We start from the raw sequence: 19,418 nt of genomic DNA on the forward strand, positions 1-19,418 counted from the left end.
CATGTGCATACTGGCCACCCCCCGCACATGAAAACCCGCTTCTTCGCAACGCTTGCAGCCGTGGCCGGCCTTTGCGCCGGCTGCAGTACGCCTGACGTGCCCCGAGACCTCAAGGTGCTGCACGCAACCAGCAGTGCGTCACTGACGGTCAGGTACTTTGGCGTCTCCTCCATGTACATCACGGACGGAAAGTCTTCCATCCTGGTCGACGGCTTCTTCAGCCGCCCGTCGCTGGCCCGGCTGATCTTCGGCCCGGTCGTTCCTGACGAGGGCCGCATCACGAGCGCGCTCCATGACGGTCAGGTGACGTCCGCGAACCTGATTCTCGTTGCGCACTCGCATCACGATCATGCGATGGACACCGGCGCAGTGGCCAAGCGGATCGGCGGACGCATCATCGGCTCGGAATCCACGAAGGTGCTTGTCCAGCAGCAGTGCCCGCAGTGCACCGTCCAGGCGCCGCCTCCGATGCAGGGCGAAGTGAAGGAAGGCGCGTTCACGGTCCGGTTTCTTCAACTGGCGCACACGCGCACGCCCATCGTCGTCCGCTTTCCCGGCGAGATCACCGAGCCCCTTGGAGATCGCCCCAATGTCGCCAGCTACCGCATGGGTGCCAACTTTGCGTTCCTGATCGGGAACGAGGGCCGCAGGTTGCTGATCGTTCCCGGTGCGGATCACGAGAGCCTGCTCCCTGCAGGCTTCGAGGCGGACGTGGTGTTCCTGGGCATCGCGAACCTGGGCAAGCGCACGGATAAGCAGATCGCCGACTATTGGCACAACATCATCGGCGCAAGCAAGCCCAGGCGGGTGATCCTCATCCACTGGGACGACTTCACATTGCCCCTGAGCGAAGGCCTCAAGGCCTTGCCACCCATTGCCGACGACATGCCAAAGACGGTTCGCGTCATGCAGGCATTGGCGTTGCACGAGAAGCGCGAACTCGCCATCCTTCCCTTGTTCGAGCCGGTCGCCATCCTTCCGGAGGAGTGATGACGACGGTCTGCGGACCGTCGAATGTCGCAGTCGAGAGGCCTGACGGCAACGGTCAGAGAAGCGGCCGCAGGGCCTGTGCCGTCTGGCTCAACGCGGGCACCAGCTTGTCGATGACCGACTCGCGCGTCCAGGCGCGCATCTGCAAGGTGATGCCGATCGCGGCGACCGGTTCGCCGCGGCGGTTTCGCAAGGCCATCGCCACGCCGAGCAGGGCGGGGTCGAGGTGTTCCTCGATGATCCAGTAACCCAGTTCGCGTGCGGCACGCACATCCTGCAGGAACACCGCCGGATCGGTCACGGTCTTGGCGGTGAAGGCCGTGAACTTGTGTTCGCCCACCCAGCGTTGAAGCGCGTTGTCGTCCAGCGTCGCGAGCAGCGCCACGCCCGGCGTGACCACGTGCGCCGGAACGCGCAGGCCCGGATAGAAGCCGACCGACACCAGGCGCGGGCTGTTGCTGCGCGAGATGTAGACCAGGTCGTGGCCCTCCAGCACGCAGACGTTCACGGTCTCGCCCGTGCGGGCCGACAGGTGCTCGATGGCCGGCTGCACCACGCGCGGCACGTGGGCTGCGTCCAGGTAGCTTTCGCCCAGCCGCAGCACGCGTGCCGTGAGCCAGAACAGCTTGCCATCGGAGTGCGCGTAGCCGTGATGGCACAGCGTCAGCAGGTGCCGGCGCGCCGCCGTTCGACTCAGTCCGGTGCGAGCGGCCACATCGGAAGCGCTCATGCGGTCATGCGCCGCATCGAAGGCCTCGATCACGGACAGGCCACGCGCCAAGCCCTCGATGTGATCCTTGGGATCAATCGGAAAAGCTTCGTGCGCGCCGGGAACTGGATCGTATGCGGACATCAGTAAAAACCATTGAAACGTTCGTTGATCGCGCACTGTGAGCGATGACCGCCGCGCTTGCCAAAGCAATTCTTGCGACCACCCTGCCCGGTGATTACTTTACAGGCAAGCGTTTTTGACAGTCTTTACCGGAGACATAAATGGCCAGTGTTTCGACCCATGATTCCCATGAACCCCACGCCAGACACCAAACCAGGAAGGCCACTGCCAGTGGCTGGATCGGCTCGGCATTGGAGTACTACGACTTCTTCATCTACGCGACGGCCGCGTCGCTGATCTTTCCGCAGATCTTCTTTCCGAAGACCGACCCCAAGGTCGCCATCATCGCCTCGCTGGCCACCTACGGCGTGGGCTACATCGCCCGGCCGATCGGGGCCTTCTTCCTGGGCCATTGGGGCGACACCCATGGCCGAAAGATGGTGCTGATCATCTGCATGTTCCTCATGGGCTTCTCCACCATCGCCGTCGGGCTGCTGCCGACCTACGACCAGGTGGGCCTGCTCGCTCCGGCGCTGCTGGTGGTGTTGCGCCTGATCCAGGGCTTCGCGGTGGCCGGCGAGATATCGGGGGCCAGCTCGATGATCCTGGAGCACGCGCCGTTCGGGCGACGCGGCTACTACTCCAGCTTCACCCTGCAGGGCGTGCAGGCCGGCCAGATCATGGCGGCCGCGGTGTTCCTGCCGCTTGCGCACTACATGGACAAGGACGCCTTCAACAGCTGGGGCTGGCGCATTCCCTTCCTGCTGAGCTTCGTGGTCATCATCGCCGGCTACATCATCCGCAAGGAAGTCGACGAGACGCCGGCCTTCACGGAGGAAGGCGAGCATGGCGAACTGCCCAAGGCCCCCATCGTCCAGGCCGTCACCGAGAGCTGGCGCGACATGATCCGCGTGATGCTGTGCTCGCTGATGAACGTGATTCCGGTGGTGGCGACGATCTTCGGCGCGGCCTATGCGGTGCAGCCGGGCTACGGCATCGGTTTCGAGAAGGATGTCTATCTCTGGATCCCGGTGATGGGCAACATCCTGGCGGTGATCGTGATTCCCTTCGTGGGCAACCTCTCGGACAAGGTTGGCCGCCGCATCCCGATCATGGTGGGTGCCATCGGCGCGGGCCTGCTGTCCTTCGGCTACCTGTATGCGATCAGCATCCACAACGTGCCGATGGCCATCGTGTTCTCGCTGCTGATGTGGGGCGTGGTCTACCAAGGCTACAACGCCGTGTTCCCGAGCTTCTACCCCGAGATGTTCCCGACCCGCACGCGTGTTTCGGGCATGGCCATCTCGCAGAACCTGGGCACCGCGGTCAGCGCGCTCCTGCCGGCGCTCTTCGTCGCCGTGGCGCCTCCGGGTGCGGCCAACATCCCGGTGACGATCGGCTGCATCACGCTGGCCATTTGCGCGGTGGCCGCCGTCGCCGCCTGGACCGCCCGGGAAACCTACCGCGTTCACATGAACGACCTGGGCAACCGCAACGCGGTGCCCGTGCCCAAGCCTGAATACGACCGCCTGCGTGAGAAGGCCGTGGCCGGCGCCTCGGCGTGACGGCGGATCTGAACAAGGAGACCGCACATGTCCCATGCCGCCGCACCCGGCGATGAATTCGTCATGCGCGACACCGCGTCGCACCCCGCCGCCTACGCGCCGGCCTACAAGACCAGCATCCTGCGCAGCCCGCGCAATGCGCTGATCTCGCTGCAGCAGTCGCTCACGGAAGTGACGGCGCCGGTATTCCGCGCCGAAGAACTGGGCCGCCTGGACAACGACCTGATCATGAACGCCGCGAAGGACGGCTTGCCGATCGGCGAGCGCGTCGTCGTGCACGGCTACGTGCGCGACCAGTACGGCCGGCCGGTAAAAAACGCGCTGGTCGAGGTCTGGCAGGCCAACGCCAGCGGCCGCTACCGCCACAAGAAGGACCAGTACATCGGCGCGCTGGACCCCAACTTCGGCGGCTGCGGGCGCATGCTGACCGACGAGAACGGCTACTACGCCTACCGCACGATCCGGCCCGGCCCCTACCCCTGGCGCAACCGCGTCAACGACTGGCGGCCGGCCCACATCCACTACGCGATCTCGGGCGACGGCTGGGTGCAGCGGCTCATCACGCAGATGTATTTCGAAGGCGACCCGCTGATCTGGAGTTGCCCGATCCTGGGCATCGTGCCGAGCGAGGAACAGATCCGCGGGCTCATCGCCATGCAGGACACCAGCGCCTTCGTTCCGCTGGACAGCCGCGCCTATCGCTTCGACATCGTGCTGCGCGGCCACCGCGCCACGCTGTTCGAGAACTTCGTGCAGGAGGCCACGTCATGAACATGAACACGACCCTGCTTCGCGAGACCGCGTCCCAGACGGCGGGCCCTTATGTGCACATCGGCCTGGCGCCCCGGCAAGCCGGCTTCGACATCTTCGAGAACAACTTCGGCAACGTGCTGACAACGCCGCAGACCCAGGGCGAGCGCATCCGCATCGAGGGCACCGTGTTCGACGGCTCGGGCACGCTGGTGCGCGACGTGCTCATCGAGTGCTGGCAGGCCAATGCCGAGGGCAAGTACAACCACCCGGCGGACCGGCAGGCCGGCAAGTCCATCGACCCGTCGTTCCGCGGCTGGGGTCGCGCGTGCAGCGACTTCGACACCGGCCTCTACAGCTTCGAGACCGTCAAGCCCGGCGTGGTGCAGGGCCGCAAGGGACGCCCGATGGCGCCGCACATCGCCTTGTGGGTGGTGGCGCGCGGCATCAACTTGGGGCTGCACACGCGGCTTTACTTCAGCGATGAAGCCGAGGCCAATGCCAGGGACCCGGTGCTCAACCTCATCGAATGGGAAGTGCGCCGCAAGACCCTGATTGCGCAGCGCGAGACGCGCGACGGCCAGGTGGTCTACCGCTTCGACATTCGTCTGCAAGGCGACGGCGAAACCGTCTTCTTCGACATCTGATCCACCATTTCACTGAAAGCAAGGAGACTCCCGTGCCCAACATCGATTACTGCAACGTCGACGACCCGGAAATTGCCGAGTTGGTCGCCACCATCCGCAAGCGCCGCTCCACCGGCAAGCTGCTCAACCTGGACCGCATGCTGCTGCACAGCCCGCACTTCGCGCGTGGCTGGAACTCGATGTTCGCGGCCATCCGCAACCAGCTGCAGGTGCCGCGCCACATCAACGAGCTGGCCATCTGCGCCGTCGCGCGGCTCAACGAGGCGGACTACGAGTGGATCCAGCATGCGCCGGAGTTCCTCGCGGCCAACGGCACGCAAGCGCAGCTCGATGCGCTGGACGACGTCACCGCGGCGTGCTACGACACCGCGCTCTTCAACGAGCAGGAGCGCGTGGCGCTGCGGCTCACGCTCGACATGACGCGCCAGGTCAAGGTGCGCAAGGAGATCATCGAGAAAGCGCGCCAGCTGTTCGGCGAGCAACAGTTGGTCGAGCTGATGGGAACGATTGCCGGCTACAACATGGTGTCGCGCTTCCTGGTCGTGCTCGACATCGACGCGACCGGGGAGTGATGCAGATGGCTTCCCGCACGGATGACGAAGCCCTGCCGCGACGCGAGGCGAACTACGTTCCGCTTTCGCCGCTGAGCTTCCTGGAGCGCGCCGCCAAGGTCTACCCCCACAAGGTGGCGGTGGTGCACGGCGACTGGCGCATCACCTATGCCGAGCTGTACCGGCGTTGCAAGTGCTTTGCGTCAGCCTTGACCCAGGCCGGCGTCGGGCCCGGCGACACGGTGGCGATCATGGCGCCCAACGTGCCCGCGCTGCTCGAGGCGCACTACGGCGTGCCGATGGCGGGCGGCATCCTCAACACCATCAACACGCGCCTGGACGGGCCGGCCATCGGCTTCGGCCTGAAGCACAGCAAGGCCAAGGTGCTGATCGCCGACCGCGACTACGCCAAGCCGATGCGCGAGGCGCTCCAGGGCCTCGATTCGCCGCCGCTCGTGATCGACATCGTGGACACCGCAACGGGCAAGGACGGCCATCCGGATTCGATGGCCGTGGGCAAGCTCGACTACGAGGCCTTCCTTCGGCAAGGCGACCCGGATTTCGCGTGGCAGCTGCCGCAGGACGAGTGGGATTCCATCGCGCTCAACTACACCTCGGGCACGACGGGCGACCCGAAAGGCGTGCTCTACCACCATCGCGGCGCCTACCTGAACGCCATGGGCAATGCGCTGGCCTTCGGCCTGACGCCCGACACGGCCTACCTCTGGACGCTGCCGATGTTCCACTGCAACGGCTGGACCTACACCTGGGCCGTGACGCTGGTGGGCGGAACGCACGTGTGCCTGCGAACGGTCGACCCTGCGCAGATCTTCAGCCTGATCGGCAGCGAGCGCATCACGCACCTGTGCGCGGCGCCGATCGTGCTCAACATGCTGCTGCACTCCCCGGCCTTGCCCCAAGACCCCTACGCCCACCGCGTGGAAGTCGCGACCGGCGGCGCGGCGCCGCCCAGCGCGGTGATCGAGGCCATGGAGCGCATCGGCTTCAAGATCACGCACCTCTACGGCCTGACCGAAACCTACGGCCCCGCCACGCTGTGCGCGTGGCAGCACGACTGGGACGACCTCGACCTCACGGCGCGCGCCGGCAAGATGGCGCGCCAGGGCGTCGCCATGCCGACGCAGCAGGAGATCGCCGTGCTCGACATCGACACCGGTGCCCGTGCGCCGGCCGATGGCAAGACCGTCGGCGAGATTGCGATCCGCGGCAACACCGTGATGAAGGGCTACCTCCACAACCCGGCCGCGACCGAAGAGGCGTTCAAGGGCGGCTGGTTCCGCTCCGGCGACCTGGCGGTGATGCATCCCGACGGCTACCTCGAGATCAAGGACCGGTTGAAGGACATCATCATTTCGGGCGGCGAGAACATCTCGACGCTGGAAGTCGAGGAAGTGCTCTACCGCCATCCCAAGGTCATGGATGCAGCCGTGGTCGCCAAGCCGGACGAGAAATGGGGCGAGACGCCGTGCGCCTTCGTCACGCTGCGCGCCGGCGCTGGCGAGGTGAGTGCCGAGGAAATCATCAAGTGGTGCCGCGCCAGCCTGGCCGGCTTCAAGTGTCCGAAGAACGTGGTGTTCGGTGAATTGCCGAAGACTGCCACGGGCAAGGTTCAGAAGAACGTGCTGCGCGAACGCGCTGCGCAGCTTTGAGGATTGACATGGCAGACAAGATCGAAAGCATGTTCCGCGTCGACGGCCAGCGCGCGCTGGTGACGGGCGCGTCGAGCGGACTCGGGCGGCGCTTTGCGCTCACGCTGGCCAGGGCGGGCGCTGAGCTCATCGTGGTCGCACGGCGGGCCGACAAGCTCGGCGCCCTGGTGGAGGAAGTGCAGTCGCTCGGCGGCAAATGCCTGGCGCTGAGCCTGGACGTGACCAGCGGGGCGAGCATCGCGGCCTGCTTCGACGAAATCGAGCGCTCGGCCGGCGGGGCCGCCGACATCGTGGTCAACAACGCGGGCGTCACCGTCACCAAGTCGCTGCTGCAACACACCGAGGAAGACTGGGACGCGGTCGTTGGCACCAACCTCAAGGGCGGCTGGATGGTGGCGCAGGAAGCGGCGCGCCGCATGGTCGCGGCGAAGAAGGGCGGCAGCATCATCAACATCGCGTCCATCCTGGGTGAACGGGTGGCGGGTGGCGTGGCGCCCTATGCCATCTCCAAGGCCGGCATCGTGCAGGCGACCAAGGCGATGGCGCTCGAACTCGCGCGCTACGACATCCGCGTGAACGCGATCCTTCCTGGCTACGTGGTCACGGACCTGAACCGCGACTTCCTGCAGAGCGATGCGGGAGAGAAGCTGCGCGCGCGCATCCCCACGCGCCGCTTCGGCCAGCTGGAAAACCTCGACGGGCCGCTGCTGCTGCTCTCAAGCCCGGCCGGCGCGCACATGACCGGCGCCGTGCTCGCGGTCGATGGCGGCCATCTGGTCAGCTCGCTCTGAATACCGAACAAGGAAATCATTCATGCCTGTCGACAAGGACAACGAGCCGCGCAACGAATCCGGCGAGCTCTTCGGATGGTGGCGCGACCAGATCGCGAACCTGGCTGGCGTCGTGCCGCAAGCCGGATCTTCTTCAGCCGGCGACGGCAGAGGTGAATTGCCGTTCCCGGCCGGGCAGCTCGCGCAGGCCCTGCAACTCACGCAACAGTTGATCGGCCCGCTCTACCAGGGCTACGTCCAGGCGCTGCTGACCAACCCGAATGCGGGCGAGGCGTTCGTCTCGCTGCAGGACATGCTGCGCACGCAGATGCAAAGCGTCTCGGATGCGTTGGGTGCCGTGGCACCCGGCCTGGGTTCCGCGCAAACCATTCTCTCGGACGGCTGGGGCTTGATGACGGCGCCGATGAAGATGTTCGGCCAGGCGGTCGCGCCCCTGTCGCTCAACCTGGAGCGCGCCTATGGCGGCCTGGCCGATGCTTTCGGACTGGCGCCGTCGCGCGAACTGCAGGGCGCAGCGCGTGAGCTGGCGGCCGCCTCGCTCGGAAAGCAGCAGGCCCAGGCGCAATACATGAGCATCGTGGCCGCCGCGCTGGCCAAGGGAAACGAAGGCCTGCTGGCGGAGCTTCGGGCGATGGGCGATCGCGGTGAATCCGTGGACTCGCTGCTCAAGCTGGTGCGCCTATGGGCTCGCGCGCTCGACCAGTCGATGCACGCCGCCATGCAGGCACCCGAGGCGCTCGAAGCCTCGGCCAAGCTGGTGCGTGCAGGCTCCCGCGCGCGGCTGCAGAAGCAGCGCATGGTCGCCATCGCCAGCGAAGCGCTGAACATCCCCACACGCGCCGAAGTCGATGACGCCTACCGCGAGATCCAGGAATTGAAGCGGCAGATTCGCAAACTGCGCAAGCCCGCGCAGGCGGCGGCGCCGACTGTCAGCAGCAAGGCATCCAGCAGCATCGCGCTTGCCGCTCCGAAACCGACACCCAAACCCGCGGCCGTCAAGCGCACGCGATCACTCCCCGCCGCTGCAAAGCGCGCCAAGTCCACGAGGGTCAAGGCATGACCGATACCAAAGCCGCCACCTTGCCGATCCGCATCACCCCCGAAGGCGTGATGCGCGAACTGCAACGCGTCTCTGAAAACCTCACGCGCGGCAGCCAGCGCCTGGCCGGCTACACCGAGGAGCAATTGGCCATTGCCACGACGCCGAAGGACGAGGTCTGGCGACAGGACACCGTGCGCCTGTACCGCTACCGGCCCACCGTCGACAAGCCGATGGGCGTGCCGATCCTGCTGGCCTATGCACTGGTCGGCCGCTACCAGATGATCGACCTGGAGCCCGAGCGCTCCTTCGTGCGCAAGCTGCTGGCCGAAGGGCTCGACGTCTACGTGATCGACTGGGGACATCCCACGCGCGCGCAGCGCTGGCTCACGATCGACGACTACGTGTCGGGCTACCTGGACGATTGCGTCGACGTGATCCGCGAGCGCCACGGCGTCGACCAGATCAACCTGCTGGGCGTGTGCCAGGGAGGCGTTTTCTGCACCTGCTACGCGGCGCTGTTTCCCCAGAAGATCAAGAACCTGGTCATCACGGTGACGCCGCTGGACTTCCACGGCGACAAGGGCCTGCCGCCCGAGCCGGGTTCCGGCTACATGAACCTGTGGGCACGCGCGATGGCGCCCGAAGACATCGACATGATGGTCGATACGATGGGCGTGGCGCCGGGCGCGGCGGTCGGCTTCTCGTTCCTGATGATGAGCCCGGTGCTCAACATGACGAAGTACACGACCGAGCTTGTCGACATCCTGGACGACGACGACAAGATGCTGGGCTTCCTGCACATGGAGCGCTGGATCGCGGACCGGCCGGACCACCCCGGCGAGGTCATGCGCCAATGGTTCAAGGACCTCTACCAGGAGAACAAGCTCGTGAAAAACGAACTGATGCTGGGCGGCCGGCGCGTGGACCTGAACCAGATCCGCATGCCGGTGCTGAACGTCTATGCGCAGGGCGACGTGGTCGTTCCGACCTGCTGCTCCGCCGACATGGGCGACAAGTTCGGCACCGACGACTACAGCGAACTGTCGGTGCCCGGCGGGCATATCGGCACCTTCGTGGGCGGCAAGGCGCAGAAGGTGCTGGCGCCTTCGATCTCGAAATGGCTCAAGGAGCGCAACAAGGGTTCTGCTGCATGAGCGATTCCATCCACGCCCCTGTTCCATCCGAACGCAGCCAGCGCATCGCCCAGCGCGTCGAAGCTTTCGTTCGCGACGTCGTCATCCCTTTCGAGCGCGATCCGCGCTGTGGCGCGCACGGCCCCAGCGAGGAACTGGTTCGCGAATTGCGCGGCAAGGCGCGCGAAGCGGGCGTGCTCACACCGCACATCCTCGATGGCGGCGATCACCTGTCGCAGCTTGAAACGGCGTACGTGCTGCGGTTCAGCGGCCTCTCGCCGCTGGGGCCGGTCGCCGTGAACACGGCAGCGCCCGACGAGGGCAACATGTTCCTGCTCGGCAAGGTCGCATCAAGCGGCCAGAAGGAGCGCTTCCTGTCGAAGCTGGTGAGCGGCGAGGCACGGTCCGCGTTCTTCATGACGGAGCCCGCGGATGAAGGCGGCGCAGGTTCGGACCCGTCGATGCTCCAGACCACCGCGGTGCGCGATGCGGGCGGCTGGCTCATCAACGGACGCAAGGCTTTCATCACCGGCGCCGTCGGGGCTTCCGTGGGCATCGTCATGGCGCGCACCAGCAAGGATGGCGAGAAGACGAGCGCGACCATGTTCCTGGTCGACCTGCCCCACCCCGCGATCCGCGTCGAACGCGTGCTCGACACCATCGACAGCTCGATGCCCGGCGGGCATTCGGTGGTGCTCATCGATGCGCTGCGGGTGGCCGATGACCAGGTGCTCGGGCAAGTGGACGAAGGCTTTCGCTATGCGCAGATCCGGCTGTCGCCCGCGCGCCTGTCGCATTGCATGCGCTGGCTGGGCGCTGCCATCCGCTCGCAGGAAATCGCCACCGGCTACGCCGTGCGGCGCAAGGCCTTCGGCAAGCTGCTCATCGACCACGAGGGCGTGGGCTTCATGCTGGCGCAGAACCTCATCGACCTGAAGCAGGCCGAACTGATGATCGACTGGTGCGCCTCGGTGCTGGACTCCGGCTCGCTGGGCACCACCGAAAGCTCCATGACGAAGGTCGCCGTGTCCGACCTGCTGTTCGGCATTGCCGACCGATGCGTGCAGGTGATGGGCGGCACCGGCGTGTCGCGCGACAGCGTCGTGGAGCAGGTGTTTCGCGAAGTTCGTGCATTCCGCATCTACGACGGCCCGACCGAGGTCCACAAGTGGTCTCTCGCCAAGAAAATCAAGCGCGATGCGCTCGCAAAAGGAAACGGATGAGCCAGAACCCCACCACGCCCGCCACCCCTGCCACGCCTTCCCGACAGGAACTGACCGGCGAAGGCTTCGCGCAATGGATGCAAGCGAACGTCGAAGGCTTCGCGGGTCCGATCCAGGCGGAGCGCTTTGCCGGCGGCCAGTCGAACCCCACGTACAAGCTCACGACGCCCACGCGTTCCTATGTGCTGCGCCGCAAGCCCGAAGGCGTGCTGCTCAAGGGCGCGCACGCGGTGGAGCGCGAAGCCTGCGTCATCGGCGCGCTGCATGGCGCCGGGTTTCCGGTGCCGAGGATCTACGGCCTGTGCACGGATGACTCGGTGATCGGCAGCTGGTTCTACGTCATGGAAATGATGGAGGGACGCATCTTCTGGGACGCGACGCTGTCGATGATTCCCGCGGCGGAACGCGGCGCCTACTTCGACGCGATGAATGCGACGCTGGCGCAACTGCATTGCGTCGACTACTCGTCCATCGGCCTCGACGACTTCGGTCGTTCCGGCGCCTATGTCGAGCGCCAGGTGCGGCGCTGGTCGAAGCAGTATTTCGACGACGAAGCCGCGGGCCGCAACGCGCACATGGACCTGCTGGTCGACTGGTTGCCGAAGAACATCCCGGCGGGCGATGAAACCTCGATCGTCCACGGCGACTACCGCATCGACAACCTGATGTTCCACCCCAGCGAGCCACGCGTCATCGCCGTGCTGGACTGGGAGCTGTCGACGCTGGGCCATCCGCTGGCCGACTTCGCCTATCACGCCATGATGTACCGCATGCCGCCGGACATCCTGGGCGGCATCATGGGTGTGGACCTGGCGGCTTCCGGCTTGCCGGATGAAGCGGCGTACGTGCAGGCTTACTGCCAGCGCACCGGGCGCGAGGGTATCGGGGACCTGGACTTCTACGTGGCCTTCAACATGTTCCGCTTCGCGGCGATCCTGCACGGCATCCGCGGCAGGGTATTGCGCGGCACCGCTGCCAGCGCCGAGGCCGTGGCGTTGTCGTCGAAGTACGAGCGCGTCGCCGAACTGGCTTGGCAGCAGGCACAGAGGACGGCCTGAGCCGCTATCGGGTCCGCGACAGGTCTTTCAAGGGGGCATCCGGGCGGCGGTAGGTTCCTGGCGTGCTTCCGGTCCAGGCTTTGAAGGCCCGCTGGAAGGCCGTGCTGTCGGTAAAGCCGAGTTCGGCCGCCAGGTCCGCGAGCGTTGCCTGGCCCGTGGACAGGCGAACGACCGCCATGTCGCGCCTGAGCTGATCCTTCAGGGCCTGGAAGGAAGTCCCTTCGGCCGCCAAGTGGCGTTGCAGCGCGCTCACCGACATGTGCAGCCGTTCGGCCGCGGTTTCCAGGCGCGGCCATTCCGGACAAGTGCGTTGCAGCAGCGCGCGCACGCGCGCCGTGGCGGATTGCCCGGCCAGATGCGGACCGACCAGGTTGCCCGGCGTCGCGCGCAGGAAGGTCTGCAAGGCATGGACGTCGCGGCGCACCGGGCTGGCCATCGCGGCCGCGTCGAACCAGACGGCCGAACGCGCTTGCCCGAAAGACATGGGCGCCGGAAAGATCTCGGCATAGTCCGCAGCGTAGGAAGGCTGCGCGAAGCCGAAGTCGAAGCGCCGCGGCGCCAGCTTGCCGCCGTGCAGCCAGGCTGCGAGCCGCCAGAAGACCCGCAAGATCATCTCGTGGCAGAAGTCGTCGTGCGGCGTTCCGGTGTCGCTGAAGTCGAGCGCGAGGCCGCCCAGGGAAGCATCGGACACACAGGTCAAAGTCACGTCATCCTGAAGCAGCCCGAAAGCGTGCGAGACGCGGCGCAGCGCCACTTCCATCGACGGCGCGCCGAGGGTCGAACGCGCCATCAACACGAAGCTGCCCCGGCGCAGGGGCCGCGACAGGTGGCCCAGGCATTCGTCCTGCAAGTTCTGCTTCACGGCGCTGAACAAGACCACGTACTGCTGGGCCGTCACACGCGAGGCGTCCTGTTCCAGCAGCGCCGGATCGATGCCCGCCAAGCCCAGCATTTCGTCGGTCCACGCGGGCGTCGCGACACCGCGCCTGCGGGCGCCCGCCAGCATGCCGTGCACGGCGGAGATCGGGACGGTGAACAGGGGCCGCATCGTCATGGCGCGAACGGGTGGAAATGCCGCGACAGCCGCGCTGTCGAAAGAGGTCTTTTGTCAGTGAATCGACGCGAAGCATCATCGCCTGCGAAGGCCCCGATTATTACGATTGCCCAGCCATGGACATCAACCGATGCCCGCAGCGGGACCGACGGGGTATCTCGTGCCGGGCATCACAGCACGAGGTAACACCGCGATGAGTCGAGACGTTTTTGTGACCGGGGTCGGCATGATCCCCTTTGCCAAGCCGGGCGCCCACGAGCCCTATCCGCAGATGGCCGCCAAGGCCACGCTCGCCGCCCTGGCGGATGCCGGCATCGGCTACGACCAGGTCCAGCAGGCCTACGTGGGCTACGTGTACGGCGATTCGACCGCCGGCCAGCGTTCGCTCTACGAGGTCGGCCTGTCGGGCATTCCGATCGTCAACGTCAACAACAATTGCTCGACCGGTTCCACCGCGCTGTTCCTGGCGCGCCAGGCCGTGGCGAGCGGCGCGGCGGACTGCGTGCTGGCGCTCGGCTTCGAGCACATGAGCCCGGGTGCGCTGGGCGCCCAGTTCACCGACCGGCCCTCGCCCTTCGACCGTTTCGACCAGGCCACCGAGCAGCTGGTCGGCCATGGCGAGATCCCGCTCGCGTTGCGCTACTTCGGCGGCGCCGGGCTGGCGCACATGAACGAGTACGGCACGCAGCTCTCCACCTTCGCCAAGATCCGCGCCAAGGCGAGCCGCCATGCCGCGAACAACCCGCTCGCGCTGTTTCGCACGCCGGTCACCGAAGAACAGGTGCTGGCCGCCCCCGTGATGTGGGCCGGCGTGATGACGCGCCTGATGGCCTGCCCGCCCACCTGCGGCGCAGCCGCCGCCATCGTCTGCTCCGAAGCCTTCGCCCGGAAGCATGGCCTGGACCGCAGCGTGCGCGTCAAGGCGCAGGCCATGACGACCGACGGCCCGGCGACTTTCGAGGCGCGTGACATGCGCGAGGTCGTGGGCTTCAGCATGGCGCGCGCCGCGGCGCAGAAGGTCTACGCCGACGCCGGCGTGGGCCCGGACGACATCGACGTGGTGGAGCTGCACGACTGCTTCGCCCACAACGAACTGATCAGCTACGAGGCGCTGGGGCTGTGCCCGCAGGGCGGCGCGGAGAAGTTCGTCTGCGACGGCGACAACACCTACGGCGGCAAGGTCGTGACCAACCCGTCGGGCGGCCTGCTCTCCAAGGGCCATCCCCTCGGCGCGACCGGCCTGGCCCAGTGCACCGAGCTGGTCCAGCAACTGCGCGGCACGGCCGACCAGCGCCAAGTCGAGGGCGCGCGCCTGGCGCTGCAACACAACCTGGGCCTGGGCGGCGCCTGCGTCGTCACGCTCTACGAACGCGTTTGAAGAAGGACATCGGACCATGATCGACAAGAAGTGGATTCACCACGAGTTGCCCGCCTCGGTGCTGCCGCTGGAGCGCACGCGCCTGCAGTTCTTCGCCAAGGCCATCGGCGAGACCAACCCCGTCTACACCGACGTCGCCGCAGCCCGGGCTGCAGGCTACGCGGACCTGCCCGCGCCGCCGACCTTCCTGTTCGCGGCGGAGCTCGACTCGGGCGCCGTGGACCGCATGCTGCAGGACCTGGGCGTGCCCGTTGCCAAGCTGCTGCATGGCGAACAGGGCTTCACCTATCACCTGCCGGCGTGCGCGGGCGACACGATCACCGTGCGCTCGCGCATCGAAGACATCTACGACAAGAAGAACGGCGCGCTGGAGTTCGTCATCAAGAGCTCGCGGGCCTGCAACCAGCGCGACGAACTGGTGGCCGAACTGCGCGCGGTCGTGGTGTGCCGTCATTGAACCGACCGACCCAAGGACATCGACCATGAACACCACCACCCCCACCTTCGACGGCGTGCAGGTTGGCGACACGCTGCCGCCGCTGCAACTGCCGGGCGTCGACCGCACCACGCTGGCCCTGTTTGCCGGCGCCTCGGGCGACCACAACCCCATTCACATCGATATCGACTTCGCGCGTCGCGCGAGCATGCCCGACGTCTTCGCGCACGGCATGCTGGGCATGGCCTGGCTCGGGCGGCTGCTCACGCAGTGGTCGCCGCAGTCGCAACTGCGCCGCTTCGATGTGCGCTTCCAGGGCATCACGCACCTGGGCAACGCCATCCGCTGCACGGGCGTCGTCGCGGAGAAGCTCGAAGACAGCCGCTGCGTGCGCATCGAGCTGCAGACCACCAACCAATACGGGCAGACCAAGATCGCCGGCGAGGCGCTGGTCGCACTGCCCTGAAGAACAACGCCATCCAAGGAAACAGAACATGACATCCAAGCTGGAGGGCAAGGTCGCCCTCGTCACCGGATCGGGCCGTGGAATCGGCCGCGCCATTGCCATGAAGCTGGCCAGCGAAGGCGCGCGCGTCGTCATCAACGACCTCGACGCAGCGCCCGCTGAAGAAACCGTGCAAGCCATCCGCGCGGCCGGCGGCCAGGCGGTGGCCTGCGTCGGCAGCGTCACGGCGCCGGACTTTGCCGAACGCTTTGTCGGCACGGCCGTGAGCGAATACAAGGGCCTCGACATCATCGTCAACAACGCCGGGTACACCTGGGACAACGTGATCCAGAAGACCAACGACGAGCAGTGGTACGCCATGATCGACGTGCACCTGACGGCGCCCTTCCGCATCCTGCGGGCCGCGCAACCGGTGATCCGCGCGCTCGCGAAGGCGGACACGGAAGCGGGCCGCCGCAATGTGCGCAAGGTCGTGAACATCTCGTCCGTGGCGGGCCTCTTCGGCAACGCCGGGCAGACCAACTACGCGGCCGCCAAGGCCGGCATCGTCGGCATGACGCAGACGCTCGCCAAGGAGTGGGGCCGCATGAACGTGGCGGTGAACTGCGTGGCCTTCGGCCTCATCAAGACGCGGTTGACCGGCAGCGCGGCGGAAGATTCGACCGCGCAGATCGACGGCCGCGACATCAAGGTCGGCATCAACCCCGGCCTGCTGTCCGCGATGGAACAGACCATTCCGCTCGGCCACGGCGGCACACCCGAGGAGGCCGCGGGCGCGGTCTACCTGTTCTGCATTCCCGAGTCGGACTACGTCAGCGGCCAGACGCTGATGTGCACCGGCGGACTCACCGGCATCTGAGGAGATCACAAACATGCTTCCCCAACTCCACCGTCACGCCTGGATGGACGAAACCATCGAGGCCTTCCGCGACCAGCTGCGTCGCTACATCGCCGCGGAATTCACACCCCACCTCGAGGAGTGGCGCCGTCAGGGCTTCATCCCGCGCGAAGCCTGGCAGCCCTTCGGCGAGATGGGCTTCCTGCTGCCCGAGATCGACGAAGCCTACGGCGGCTCCGGCGCCAACCTGGCCTACCAGATGGTGGTGCAGGACGAACTGGCCAGGGCGGAAATGCCGCCTTCCACCGCCGTGCACACCATCGCCGCGCACTACATCGCCGCCTACGGCACCGAGGCGCAGAAGCAGCGCTGGCTGCCCCAGCTTGCGAGCGGCGAGAGGCTCGCCGCCATCGCCATGACCGAGCCCGGCTGCGGCTCCGAACTGAAGGCCATCCGCACCAAGGCGGTTCGCGACGGCGACCACTACGTCATCGACGGCGCCAAGACCTTCATCACCAACGGCTCGACCGCCAACCTCGTGGTGGTGGTGGCGCGCACCGGCGAGTCCGGCAGCCGCGGCCTGTCGCTGATCGTGCTCGAAACCGAGAACCTGCCGGGCTATCGCGTCGGTCGGCTGCTCGAGAAGATCGGGCTGCAGGCGTCCGACACGTCCGAGCTTTTCTTCGACGGCGTTCGCGTGCCGGTCGAGAACCTGGTGGGCGAGAAGGAAGGCGACGGTTTCAAGCAGCTCATGGGCCAACTGCCGTACGAGCGCATGCTGATCGCGGTACCGGCTGCGGCCACGATCGAGCAGGCGCTGGCGGTGACCGTCGAGTACACGCGCGAGCGCAAGGCTTTCGGGCAGACGCTGCTGGACTTCCAGAACACGCGCTTCAAGCTGGCGGAAGTCGCGACCACGGCGCACATCGTTCGCACTTTCGTCAACGACTGCATCCAGCGCCTGCTGGACGGCACGCTCGACGACCAGGCCGCCTACATGGCCAAGTGGTGGTGCACCGAACAGCAATGCCGCGTGACGGATGAGTGCCTGCAACTCTTCGGCGGCTATGGCTTCATGGCCGAATACCCGATCGCCCGCATGTACGCGGCATCGCGCGTGCAGAAGATCTATGGCGGTTCGAACGAGATCATGAAAGACCTGATCTCGAGGTCGCTGTGACGCCGGCGCATGGCATTGGCGCGCCCCTGCACGGGGTGCGCGTCGTGGAGCGGCGAGTGCCCACTATCCCTGGCGCGCGTAACGCCCCGGAGACTGGCCCACGTGGCGGCTGAAGGCCGTGCTGAAGGTGCTTGCCGAGCCGTAGCCCACGCGCCCTGCCACCTCCGCGATGCCGACATCGTGGCGGCGCAGCAGGTCCTTGGCGAGGGCCATGCGCCAGGCGAGCAGGTACTCCATCGGCGGCAAGCCCACCGCACGCGTGAAGCGGTCGAAGAAGGCCGAGCGCGACAGCGCCGCCTTCTTCGCGAGCTGGGCCATGGTCCACGCCCGCGCGGGATCGCCGTGCATCTGGCGCATGGCCAGTGCGAGGCGCGCATCGGCCAGGCCGCGCAGCAAACCCGGCGGCGCGTCTTCGCCCGGCGTCGAGCGCAAGGCTTCGATGAGCAGCACCTCCACCAGGCGCGTGAGCACGAGGTCGCGGCCGGAGCGCCGCTCGATCGACTCCTCGCCCACGAGCCGCACCAGCACCGACAGCCGTTCGACGCCGCGCACATGCACCAGCGCCGGCAACAGCGACACCAGCAAGGCCGCATCGGGCGAGTCGAAGACGAAGAAGCCGCCCAGCAGGCGCACGTCGGGACGCCCGCCGCGCGTGCCGTGGCGCACTTCGCCCGTCGATGACGGCGTGAGCTTGGGATCGATGTGCACCGGCGCCACGGGCTCGAAGCCCGAGATGGTGAAGCCCGGCGTGGACGGCAGCAGCACGAAATCGCCCGCTTCGATGGTGATTGCCTCTTGGCCATCGACGGCAAGGCGGCAGCTGCCTTCGAGCACCGCGCAGAAGCTCGGCTGGCCAAAGTCCGAATAGCGCACGCCCCAGCGGCCTGCGCCGCTGATGCGCTTGGAGAACACCGCGCGCGGCTGCAGCAGGCGGATGACTTCGGACAGTGGATCGTTCATTGCCGGACGATTGCGAATGAAATCTGGACTTTGCATTGTAGATAGTCCGGTCCTTGATCGCTATCGTTGGGGGCATGAACACCACCACGCATTCAAACGCCATGAAAACCGTCCTCATCACAGGCTGCTCTTCCGGCTACGGCCTGGAGACCGCGCGCCACTTCCACGCACAGGGCTGGAAGGTCATTGCCACCATGCGAACGCCGAGGGAAGAACTCCTTCCCCGCTCGGACCGCATGCGTGTGCTGCCGCTGGACGTGACCCGACCCGACAGCATCGCCGCTGCGCTGGAAGCCAGCGGACCCATCGACGTGCTGGTCAACAACGCGGGCATCGGCCTCTTCGGTGCCTTCGAGGCCACGCCGATGGCCACCACGCGCGAAGTGTTCGAGACCAACACATTTGGCATGATGGCGATGACGCAGGCCGTGCTGCCTCAATTCCGTGCGCGACGCTCAGGTGTCGTGCTGAACGTGACCTCCAGCGCCACGCTGGCGCCCATGCCGCTGGTGGCCGTCTACACCGCAAGCAAGAAGGCGATCGAAGGGTTCACCACGTCGCTCGCTTTTGAACTCGAAGCGTTCAACGTGCGCGTGAAACTGGTGGAGCCGGGCTACGGGCCCAGCACGCGCTTTGCGAGCAACGGCGGACCGCGCATGGAAGGGCTCATTCCCGAGGCGTACGCGCCTTTCGCGCAGCAGGTGTTCGCGTCGTTCGCGCAACAGGCTGCAGTCACGACCGAGTCCGATGTGGCCGAGGTGGTGTGGCGTGCCGCGAATGACACGAGCGGGCAGCTTCGCTTTCCGGCGGGTGCCGACGCGGTGGCGCTGGCCGGTTCGCGCTGAACCGGTACA

General features: G+C 66.6%; 20 protein-coding genes. 17 read left to right on the plus strand and 3 right to left on the minus strand.

What is annotated here, in order from left to right:
* The first annotated feature begins 27 nt into the window (after positions 1–27).
* A complete protein-coding gene (locus QTI66_RS33460) occupies positions 28–990 on the plus strand; it encodes an MBL fold metallo-hydrolase (RefSeq protein WP_286564689.1) in 963 nt (320 codons plus the stop codon).
* Between the two features lie 55 nt (positions 991–1,045).
* On the opposite strand, the gene QTI66_RS33465 is transcribed toward QTI66_RS33460, so the two are convergent.
* Entirely contained in the window at positions 1,046–1,843 is a 798-nt protein-coding gene (locus QTI66_RS33465) for an IclR family transcriptional regulator domain-containing protein (RefSeq protein WP_286564690.1), read from the minus strand.
* A 140-nt stretch (positions 1,844–1,983) separates the two neighbouring features.
* On the opposite strand from QTI66_RS33465, the gene QTI66_RS33470 reads away from it, so the two are divergent.
* Genes QTI66_RS33470 through QTI66_RS33515 form a run of 10 tightly spaced genes read left to right on the plus strand, consistent with a single transcriptional unit; the run spans position 1,984 to position 12,252 of the window.
* Positions 1,984–3,387 (plus strand): MFS transporter, encoded by a 1,404-nt coding sequence (locus QTI66_RS33470; protein WP_286564691.1) that lies wholly within the window; start codon positions 1,984–1,986, stop codon positions 3,385–3,387.
* A gap of 27 nt (positions 3,388–3,414) precedes the next feature.
* Positions 3,415–4,158, plus strand: coding sequence for a protocatechuate 3,4-dioxygenase subunit beta (gene pcaH / locus QTI66_RS33475; protein ID WP_286564692.1), 744 nt, complete (start codon positions 3,415–3,417; stop codon positions 4,156–4,158).
* Entirely contained in the window at positions 4,155–4,784 is a 630-nt protein-coding gene (gene pcaG, locus QTI66_RS33480; protein ID WP_286564693.1) for a protocatechuate 3,4-dioxygenase subunit alpha, read from the plus strand. Before pcaH ends, pcaG begins: the two co-directional genes overlap by 4 nt.
* 32 nt (positions 4,785–4,816) lie before the next feature.
* A complete protein-coding gene (locus QTI66_RS33485) occupies positions 4,817–5,356 on the plus strand; it encodes a carboxymuconolactone decarboxylase family protein (protein WP_286564694.1) in 540 nt (179 codons plus the stop codon).
* Positions 5,357–5,361: 5 nt separating this feature from the next.
* Entirely contained in the window at positions 5,362–7,005 is a 1,644-nt protein-coding gene (locus tag QTI66_RS33490) for an acyl-CoA synthetase (RefSeq protein WP_286564695.1), read from the plus strand.
* 8 nt (positions 7,006–7,013) lie between these two features.
* On the plus strand, positions 7,014–7,796 hold the full coding sequence (locus QTI66_RS33495) for an SDR family NAD(P)-dependent oxidoreductase (RefSeq protein WP_286564696.1): 783 nt from the start codon (positions 7,014–7,016) through the stop codon (positions 7,794–7,796).
* A gap of 22 nt (positions 7,797–7,818) precedes the next feature.
* Entirely contained in the window at positions 7,819–8,856 is a 1,038-nt protein-coding gene (locus QTI66_RS33500; RefSeq protein WP_286564697.1) for a poly(R)-hydroxyalkanoic acid synthase subunit PhaE, read from the plus strand.
* On the plus strand, positions 8,853–9,992 hold the full coding sequence (gene phaC / locus QTI66_RS33505) for a class III poly(R)-hydroxyalkanoic acid synthase subunit PhaC (RefSeq protein ID WP_286564698.1): 1,140 nt from the start codon (positions 8,853–8,855) through the stop codon (positions 9,990–9,992). Before QTI66_RS33500 ends, phaC begins: the two co-directional genes overlap by 4 nt.
* Positions 9,989–11,194 (plus strand): acyl-CoA dehydrogenase family protein, encoded by a 1,206-nt coding sequence (locus QTI66_RS33510; protein ID WP_286564699.1) that lies wholly within the window; start codon positions 9,989–9,991, stop codon positions 11,192–11,194. Before phaC ends, QTI66_RS33510 begins: the two co-directional genes overlap by 4 nt.
* A complete protein-coding gene (locus tag QTI66_RS33515; RefSeq protein ID WP_286564700.1) occupies positions 11,191–12,252 on the plus strand; it encodes a phosphotransferase family protein in 1,062 nt (353 codons plus the stop codon). Before QTI66_RS33510 ends, QTI66_RS33515 begins: the two co-directional genes overlap by 4 nt.
* A gap of 4 nt (positions 12,253–12,256) precedes the next feature.
* On the opposite strand, the gene QTI66_RS33520 is transcribed toward QTI66_RS33515, so the two are convergent.
* The gene (locus QTI66_RS33520; protein ID WP_286564701.1) at positions 12,257–13,306 is read right to left on the minus strand and encodes an AraC family transcriptional regulator; all 1,050 of its coding nucleotides are present in this window, start codon (positions 13,304–13,306) and stop codon (positions 12,257–12,259) included.
* Positions 13,307–13,499: 193 nt separating this feature from the next.
* On the opposite strand from QTI66_RS33520, the gene QTI66_RS33525 reads away from it, so the two are divergent.
* The 5 genes from QTI66_RS33525 to QTI66_RS33545 are packed head-to-tail and all read left to right on the plus strand — an operon-like array spanning position 13,500 to position 17,604.
* The gene (locus QTI66_RS33525) at positions 13,500–14,684 is read left to right on the plus strand and encodes a lipid-transfer protein (protein WP_286564702.1); all 1,185 of its coding nucleotides are present in this window, start codon (positions 13,500–13,502) and stop codon (positions 14,682–14,684) included.
* 16 nt (positions 14,685–14,700) lie between these two features.
* Positions 14,701–15,141, plus strand: coding sequence for a MaoC family dehydratase N-terminal domain-containing protein (locus tag QTI66_RS33530; protein ID WP_286564703.1), 441 nt, complete (start codon positions 14,701–14,703; stop codon positions 15,139–15,141).
* Between the two features lie 25 nt (positions 15,142–15,166).
* On the plus strand, positions 15,167–15,586 hold the full coding sequence (locus tag QTI66_RS33535; RefSeq protein ID WP_286564704.1) for a MaoC family dehydratase: 420 nt from the start codon (positions 15,167–15,169) through the stop codon (positions 15,584–15,586).
* Between the two features lie 28 nt (positions 15,587–15,614).
* Entirely contained in the window at positions 15,615–16,445 is an 831-nt protein-coding gene (locus QTI66_RS33540) for an SDR family NAD(P)-dependent oxidoreductase (protein WP_286564705.1), read from the plus strand.
* 13 nt (positions 16,446–16,458) lie between these two features.
* On the plus strand, positions 16,459–17,604 hold the full coding sequence (locus QTI66_RS33545; protein ID WP_286564706.1) for an acyl-CoA dehydrogenase family protein: 1,146 nt from the start codon (positions 16,459–16,461) through the stop codon (positions 17,602–17,604).
* A gap of 63 nt (positions 17,605–17,667) precedes the next feature.
* Here QTI66_RS33545 and QTI66_RS33550 read toward each other — a convergent pair whose 3' ends face one another.
* A complete protein-coding gene (locus tag QTI66_RS33550) occupies positions 17,668–18,564 on the minus strand; it encodes an AraC family transcriptional regulator (RefSeq protein ID WP_286564707.1) in 897 nt (298 codons plus the stop codon).
* Between the two features lie 101 nt (positions 18,565–18,665).
* Between QTI66_RS33550 and QTI66_RS33555 the strand changes: the two genes are divergently transcribed.
* Entirely contained in the window at positions 18,666–19,409 is a 744-nt protein-coding gene (locus QTI66_RS33555) for an SDR family oxidoreductase (RefSeq protein WP_286564708.1), read from the plus strand.
* Positions 19,410–19,418: the final 9 nt, after the last annotated feature.

The sequence above is a fragment of the Variovorax brevis genome (assembly GCF_030317105.1).
Taxonomy (GTDB): Bacteria; Pseudomonadota; Gammaproteobacteria; order Burkholderiales; family Burkholderiaceae_C; genus Variovorax; species Variovorax brevis.

Excerpts from the sequence above, each read along its gene's own strand:
- QTI66_RS33460 (WP_286564689.1), top strand. The coding sequence starts at position 28 with ATGAAAACCCGCTTCTTCGCAACGCTTGCAGCCGTGGCCGGCCTTTGC.
- QTI66_RS33465 (WP_286564690.1), bottom strand. The coding sequence starts at position 1,843 with ATGTCCGCATACGATCCAGTTCCCGGCGCGCACGAAGCTTTTCCGATT.
- QTI66_RS33470 (WP_286564691.1), top strand. The coding sequence starts at position 1,984 with ATGGCCAGTGTTTCGACCCATGATTCCCATGAACCCCACGCCAGACAC.
- pcaH (WP_286564692.1), top strand. The coding sequence starts at position 3,415 with ATGTCCCATGCCGCCGCACCCGGCGATGAATTCGTCATGCGCGACACC.
- pcaG (WP_286564693.1), top strand. The coding sequence starts at position 4,155 with ATGAACATGAACACGACCCTGCTTCGCGAGACCGCGTCCCAGACGGCG.
- QTI66_RS33490 (WP_286564695.1), top strand. The coding sequence starts at position 5,362 with ATGGCTTCCCGCACGGATGACGAAGCCCTGCCGCGACGCGAGGCGAAC.
- QTI66_RS33495 (WP_286564696.1), top strand. The coding sequence starts at position 7,014 with ATGGCAGACAAGATCGAAAGCATGTTCCGCGTCGACGGCCAGCGCGCG.
- QTI66_RS33500 (WP_286564697.1), top strand. The coding sequence starts at position 7,819 with ATGCCTGTCGACAAGGACAACGAGCCGCGCAACGAATCCGGCGAGCTC.
- phaC (WP_286564698.1), top strand. The coding sequence starts at position 8,853 with ATGACCGATACCAAAGCCGCCACCTTGCCGATCCGCATCACCCCCGAA.
- QTI66_RS33510 (WP_286564699.1), top strand. The coding sequence starts at position 9,989 with ATGAGCGATTCCATCCACGCCCCTGTTCCATCCGAACGCAGCCAGCGC.
- QTI66_RS33515 (WP_286564700.1), top strand. The coding sequence starts at position 11,191 with ATGAGCCAGAACCCCACCACGCCCGCCACCCCTGCCACGCCTTCCCGA.
- QTI66_RS33520 (WP_286564701.1), bottom strand. The coding sequence starts at position 13,306 with ATGACGATGCGGCCCCTGTTCACCGTCCCGATCTCCGCCGTGCACGGC.
- QTI66_RS33525 (WP_286564702.1), top strand. The coding sequence starts at position 13,500 with ATGAGTCGAGACGTTTTTGTGACCGGGGTCGGCATGATCCCCTTTGCC.
- QTI66_RS33530 (WP_286564703.1), top strand. The coding sequence starts at position 14,701 with ATGATCGACAAGAAGTGGATTCACCACGAGTTGCCCGCCTCGGTGCTG.
- QTI66_RS33535 (WP_286564704.1), top strand. The coding sequence starts at position 15,167 with ATGAACACCACCACCCCCACCTTCGACGGCGTGCAGGTTGGCGACACG.
- QTI66_RS33540 (WP_286564705.1), top strand. The coding sequence starts at position 15,615 with ATGACATCCAAGCTGGAGGGCAAGGTCGCCCTCGTCACCGGATCGGGC.
- QTI66_RS33545 (WP_286564706.1), top strand. The coding sequence starts at position 16,459 with ATGCTTCCCCAACTCCACCGTCACGCCTGGATGGACGAAACCATCGAG.
- QTI66_RS33550 (WP_286564707.1), bottom strand. The coding sequence starts at position 18,564 with ATGAACGATCCACTGTCCGAAGTCATCCGCCTGCTGCAGCCGCGCGCG.
- QTI66_RS33555 (WP_286564708.1), top strand. The coding sequence starts at position 18,666 with ATGAAAACCGTCCTCATCACAGGCTGCTCTTCCGGCTACGGCCTGGAG.